At 60.1% G+C, this 5,462-nt stretch carries 7 protein-coding genes and 1 pseudogene; 3 read left to right on the top strand and 5 right to left on the bottom strand.

Features of this window, described 5'->3' with window-relative positions:
• Window positions 1–189 (bottom strand): annotated as a pseudogene (locus H1Y01_RS15775) (hypothetical protein); the annotation flags it as partial.
• 440 nt (window positions 190–629) lie between these two features.
• Here H1Y01_RS15775 and clpP point away from each other — a divergent pair.
• Together clpP and H1Y01_RS15765 are read left to right on the top strand one after the other, a co-directional pair.
• The gene (gene clpP, locus H1Y01_RS15770; RefSeq protein ID WP_257644466.1) at window positions 630–1,247 is read left to right on the top strand and encodes an ATP-dependent Clp endopeptidase proteolytic subunit ClpP; all 618 of its coding nucleotides are present in this window, start codon (window positions 630–632) and stop codon (window positions 1,245–1,247) included.
• 6 nt (window positions 1,248–1,253) lie between these two features.
• Window positions 1,254–2,018, top strand: coding sequence for an SDR family NAD(P)-dependent oxidoreductase (locus tag H1Y01_RS15765; protein WP_180541468.1), 765 nt, complete (start codon window positions 1,254–1,256; stop codon window positions 2,016–2,018).
• A gap of 4 nt (window positions 2,019–2,022) precedes the next feature.
• Here the strand turns inward: H1Y01_RS15765 and mltG are convergent, their stop codons facing one another.
• Both mltG and ruvX read right to left on the bottom strand, forming a co-directional pair.
• Window positions 2,023–3,018, bottom strand: coding sequence for an endolytic transglycosylase MltG (gene mltG / locus H1Y01_RS15760; protein ID WP_180541467.1), 996 nt, complete (start codon window positions 3,016–3,018; stop codon window positions 2,023–2,025).
• Window positions 3,015–3,422, bottom strand: coding sequence for a Holliday junction resolvase RuvX (ruvX, locus tag H1Y01_RS15755; protein ID WP_219341602.1), 408 nt, complete (start codon window positions 3,420–3,422; stop codon window positions 3,015–3,017). Before ruvX ends, mltG begins: the two co-directional genes overlap by 4 nt.
• Before the next feature lie 160 nt (window positions 3,423–3,582).
• Between ruvX and H1Y01_RS15750 the strand changes: the two genes are divergently transcribed.
• Window positions 3,583–4,509 carry a phosphotransacetylase gene (locus H1Y01_RS15750; RefSeq protein ID WP_180541465.1) on the top strand — a complete coding sequence of 309 codons (927 nt, stop codon included), beginning with the start codon at window positions 3,583–3,585 and terminating at the stop codon, window positions 4,507–4,509.
• Here the strand turns inward: H1Y01_RS15750 and H1Y01_RS15745 are convergent.
• Complete coding sequence (locus H1Y01_RS15745) at window positions 4,502–5,104, bottom strand: DUF4230 domain-containing protein (protein ID WP_180541464.1); 603 nt, start codon at window positions 5,102–5,104, stop codon at window positions 4,502–4,504. The genes H1Y01_RS15750 and H1Y01_RS15745 overlap by 8 nt on opposite strands.
• Window positions 5,105–5,117: 13 nt before the next feature.
• On the bottom strand, window positions 5,118–5,462 hold a 345-nt coding region (locus H1Y01_RS15740), incomplete at its 5' end, for a peroxiredoxin (RefSeq protein ID WP_180541463.1).

Raw genomic sequence — 5,462 nt, 5'->3', positions numbered from 1 at the left:
GGAAAGGTCCGCCGCCAGTTCGGGCAGCAATCCGAACAGAGCAACGCCCAGCAGCAATCCGCCGCTCAGCGGGATGGCCACGCGCACATGCTCGCGCTTCGCCGAATAGAGTACGCCTGCCACCACGCCGGCAAGCGCGGTCGCGGTGGCGACGAACAGCATGCTCCAGGAATACGACGGGGCCGGCACATTTCAGAGTATCGGAACCTATAATAGAGGTGTGGAGATCGATCGAGGCGATCTTCGGAAGGGGCGCGATTGCCGAAGATCCGCGTCGCTAAACTTATCCGCCTGCTGTCCTGTTTTTATCCGCGTGAAGCGGCGTTGCTCTGAAAGCACGCGATTGCCGTCACCGGGCTGACTTTATAATTCCGAGGCAAGAATCTACCGAGGAGCACCAGATACCCATTCTGAGCCGCGCCACCGCTCGATCGCCGTCGCGGCTCAGCAAAGCCGCGGGCAATGCCGGATTGAACAGGATGTGACTTGATGTGGCGCGTCCGGCGGTCACAGTAGGACGACCCTCCCCACCCACTCGGATATGATGAGTTATTTAGGGGCTAGGCCGGGCAGGAGTCTGATCCCCGGCCGCTTGCATCTAAGTTAGTTGAAAGGGAAATGGTCAATCTTTGTTAGTCCCAATGGTTGTGGAACAGACGTCGCGTGGCGAGCGCGCGTACGATATTTACTCTCGCCTGCTGAAAGAGAACATCATCTTTCTCGGCACTCCGATCGATGATCAGGTTGCGAACCTGGTCATCGCCCAGCTTCTTTTTCTCGAAGCCGAAGATCCCGAGCGCGATATTTCGATTTATTTGAACTCGCCAGGCGGCTCGATTACCGCCGGCCTCGCGATCCTGGACACGATGTCGTTCGTTCGTCCGGACATCATCACCATCTGCGTGGGCCAGGCCGCTTCCATGGCCGCCGTGCTGCTGGCGGCCGGCGCGAAAGGCAAGCGCTTCAGCCTGCCGAATTCGCGAATCATGATCCATCAACCCTCGATGCAGGGTCTTGCCGGTCAGGCTGCAGATATCGATATCTATGCCAAGGAAATCCTGCGCATGCGCGAAGCGCTCAACAAGATGCTTGCGGATTCCACCGGCCAGCCCGTGGAACGCATCGCGCGCGACGTCGATCGCGACTACATCATGAGTCCGGAACAGGGCGTGGATTACGGCATGATTGATCGCGTCATCACAAGCCGCGATCTTGCTCCTGCCGTCGTCAACAAACCTCCCGCATAGAACCGCATGCGTCTCGAAGGGAAAACCGCAATCATTACAGGAGCGGGCGCCGGAATCGGTGAAGCGACAGCCATGCGCTTCGCCGAGGAAGGCGCCAAGCTCGTGCTCGCCGATCTCAACCTGGCCGGCGTCGAAGGCGTCGCAGAGAGGATCGTTAGCCAGGGCGGGGCAGCCGTCGCCATTGCCGCGGACATCTCCAAAGAAGAAGACGCGAAACGCATCAGCGATACCGCCGTTGAGCGCTTCGGCGCGATCGACATCGTGGTCAACAACGCCGCCGACTTCACCACCTTCAGCGTCGAGGACGCCACGCCGCAACACTGGCAGCGCGTTCTCGGCGTCAACGTGATCGGCACGGCGATGGTCTCGAAATTCGCGATCCCGCACATCAAAGCTCGGGGGCGTGGTTCCATCGTCAACATCGCGTCGATGAGCGGCATCATCGCGCAACCGAATTTTGCCACTTACAACTCCAGCAAAGGCGCGGTCCTCACCATGACGCGCTGTATGGCTATGGATCTGGCGCCGTTCAACATCCGCGTGAACAGCATCTGCCCCGGATGCATCTACACCACGGCCACTGAGCGCGAATGGACCCGCATGGGTGAAACCAAAGAGCAGTGGAGTGCGCGTCAAGCCCCGCTTCACATGCTCAACCGCGTCGGCGAAGCCCGCGAAGTTGCCAACGCTGTTCTGTTCCTCGCCTCGGACGAATCCAGTTTTATCACGGCGGCGGAACTGCTGGTAGACGGCGGCTATTGCAACAAGTAAGTAGTTAGTGATACTTTTCCGCAGCCCGCAACAACGCCGTAGCGGCTTCGTGCTGCACTAAGGTATCCGAGAAATTGTGCCCGCCGGAGCCGTCCGTCTTCGCGACGAAGTATAAATGCGAAGTCTGCGCCGGCGCGATCGCCGCCTTCAATGAACTTAGTCCGGGATTCGCGATCGGACCCGGCGGCAGCCCTGCATTCGCATACGTGTTGTAAGCATTCGGACTCGCCAGATCCGACTTATAGATCTTGCCGCGGTAGCGATTCTCAAGCAGCGCCGCATACACCGTCGTCGGATCGCAATCCAGTTTCATCCCGATATGCAGCCGGTTCTCAAACACTCCGGCGATAATCGGACGCTCCGCCGGCAACTTAGCCTCGCGCTCCACCATCGACGCCAGAGTAACGACGTGATGCACGTCCTCGGTTGACCCTAGTGTCTTCCACTCTTCCCGAAACCGCGCCGTCATGCGCCGGCATAAGCTCTCCGGAGTCGAGTGTTTGTCCAGATGATAGGAGTCCGGAAAGAGGTAGCCTTCGAGCGACTGCGCTGCCGGATCCAGGTCCCGAATCATGGAAGGATCGCGTGCTACCTTCAGGAACGCGGCGCCGGGAAATAGCTTCAAAGGTTTCAGATCCTCGGCAATGTCGAACATGTTATGCCCTTCCGGCACCGTCAGAACCAGATAGAAAATGTCCCCATGCGCGATGCGGCTGTAGACCTGCATCGCTGACGCGGGTTTATCGAACTGATATTCGCCCGCCTGCAGTACGGAATGCGGCGAGAGCACCCGCGCCGCACTGAACATCCACGTCGATCGGATTACCCCGCGGTCGGCCAGCAGTTGCGCGATCTCGTTGGTTCGCGTCTTTACCGGGAAATCCAGGAACACATCGTCCTGAAATCCCTTATACGGCCGGTTCAGCTCAACCCAGGCCCACCCGCCGAAACCAACCGCGACGATTAGGACCAGCACGAACAACCAAAGAAGGACCTTCACGCCGAATGCCGCCAATCCAGATAGCTCTGCAACAGGATCACCGCGGACAGCCGGTCGATCGCCGCTTTTCGATCGCCATGGGCAATGCCGCTGCCTCGCAAAGTCCGTTCCGCTTCGCGGCTGGTAAGCCGTTCATCCCAGAAGACGATCGGCAGCCCAAAGCGTTTCTCGAGCTTGGCAGCAAACTCCCGAGCCCATGCCGACTGCCGGCCCTGCTCGCCGTTCATGCGCTTTGGATCGCCCATTAAGATCTCGCCAACTTCGCGCTCATTCACGACGCGCGCCAATTCCTCCAGATCCATCCGGATATTCTTGCGCACCAAAGTAGGCAGCCCTTGCGCCGTCAAAAAGAGAGGATCGCTAACAGCTAGCCCGATTCTTCGTGTTCCCAGATCCAGTGCCAAAATCCTCCCCACGCAACACCCCCCCGGATTGCACCGCTCCATTGCTGTCGCGGCTCAGTAGCCGGGTTTTTGCGGCGGGCCGGTGACCGGCTTGCGACAGAGTTACTGAGCCGCGACAGCAATGGAGCGGGAGCACGCGCTCTAATTATAGACAGCCAACTTGCAACTCAGCCCAGCAGCCGCAGACCTATTCGCCCGTCTCGAAACCCAGGCCCGCGCGAATCCCAAGCGCATCGTCTTTCCCGAAGGCGACGATCCTCGTATTCAAACCGCAGCCCATCATCTGATCGAAACCAAAACAGCCGTACCGATCCTCCTTACCGAACCACAGCCGGACCCCGGGCTGACCGAACACTATTTCGAACGCCGCCGACACAGATCCGCTCTCACCCTGGAAGATGCGGAACGCATCGCCGCGCTGCCGCTCTACCGCGCAGCCCTGATGGTCGCCTGCGGCCAAGCCGACGGATGCGTCGGCGGCGCTGTCAACACGACCGCCGAGACGGTCCGCGCCGCGATCCACTGCATCGGCCTGGCCCGCAACACGAAGCTACTCTCGAGCTCATTTCTGATGGCCCTCGACCAGGGCCTGATGCTCTTCGCGGACTGCGGCATCGTCGTCGCGCCCGACGCGGAGCAACTGGCGAACATTGCCATCACCACTGCCTCGACGTGCCGCACGCTCCTCGAAACCGAACCGCTTGTCGCTCTACTCTCGTTCTCCACCAAAGGGAGCGCCAAACATCCGCGCATCGACATCGTGACCGAAGCTTTGGCGTTGATCCGACAACAAGCCCCGGACCTGAAAGTCGATGGCGAACTGCAAGCCGACGCCGCTCTGATCCCGCGAATCGCCCGCTCGAAAGCCCCCGGATCGGAAGTCGCCGGACGCGCCAACACACTGATCTTCCCCAACCTCGAAGCCGGTAACATCGGCTACAAACTCGTCGAACGCCTCGCCGGCGCGACCGCGATCGGCCCGATCCTGCAAGGCCTTGCCCGGCCCATGAACGACCTCTCGCGCGGGTGCTCGTGGCAGGACGTCTATCACATGGCGTTGATTACCGCATGCCAGGAAGTCAGCTAACCGCTGAAGGCGAAAACGTCACCGTAGTGATCCCAAAGTTGCGCAGGAACTTGACGATCGTGTCCTGAGCATTCCGCTGGGCATCCTTCAATATTCCCTGATCGACGGCCGCCTTCCGGATCTGATCGATCGCCTGCAGCCGCGCCTCGTGCTCCAGATTCAGATCGGGCGATACCCAAGGCGTCCACCAGGTGATTTGCCGGTCCCACACTTTCGTGTTCTTCTCATCGATGAAGGCTTCCAAGATACGCGGCGGCGGAAGATGCAACGCAACCTCATGCGCGTGAACGGAGCCGACATCGTACTGCGTCACGGAAGCCAGATCCACCCCGGCCAGCACGCGCCCGCCCACCAGTAGCAGGATCGACTCCGACCCCAGCGGGTGCTTCTCCTCCGTAACTCCCACCACCTGCTGGATCACATAGCGCACGGTTACCAACTCGTTGAGCTGCTGCACTTCGCGCACCACCGCAGCCGCATCCAGATCGCGATGCAGGAACGTCCCGGCGGGCGCGAAATAGCGGAAGTAACTGATCATCCCGATGAGCAGGAACAACGCGATGGATGTCGAGACGAACGCGACCAGTTTAGACATCAGGCTTTAGGTATCACGCCACGTGCGCCAGTACATCGGAAACCGAAGGCTTGCCGCGCTGCGCGTACCGGATTGCGCCATCCGGCCCGATGAGATACACGGTTCGCTGGATAATCAGGCCCGTCGCGTTGTAGGCTCGCGCGATCTTCCGCCCGGTATCCACCAGTAGCGGAAAACCGAAGTCGTTCTTCTCGCGGAACATCGCATGGCTCCGGAAGTCCGCCGGGTTTACGCCGAACACCACCGTGTTCTTCTCTTGCGCCTCACGCGCGCTATCGCGGAACTCGCTGAGTTGCGCCGTACAGTTGCGCGTGTTATCTCCCGGATAGAACACGAGCACGACGTTTTTCCCGCGCAG

It is taken from the genome of Nevskia soli (genome assembly GCF_903970205.1).
Classification (GTDB): Bacteria; Acidobacteriota; Terriglobia; order Bryobacterales; family Bryobacteraceae; genus Bog-113.
The sequence above is the reverse complement of the archived record's forward strand: the minus strand, read 5'-3'. Positions and strand labels throughout refer to the sequence as shown.

Excerpts from the sequence above, each read along its gene's own strand:
- H1Y01_RS15765 (WP_180541468.1), top strand. The coding sequence starts at position 1,254 with ATGCGTCTCGAAGGGAAAACCGCAATCATTACAGGAGCGGGCGCCGGA.
- H1Y01_RS15745 (WP_180541464.1), bottom strand. The coding sequence starts at position 5,104 with ATGTCTAAACTGGTCGCGTTCGTCTCGACATCCATCGCGTTGTTCCTG.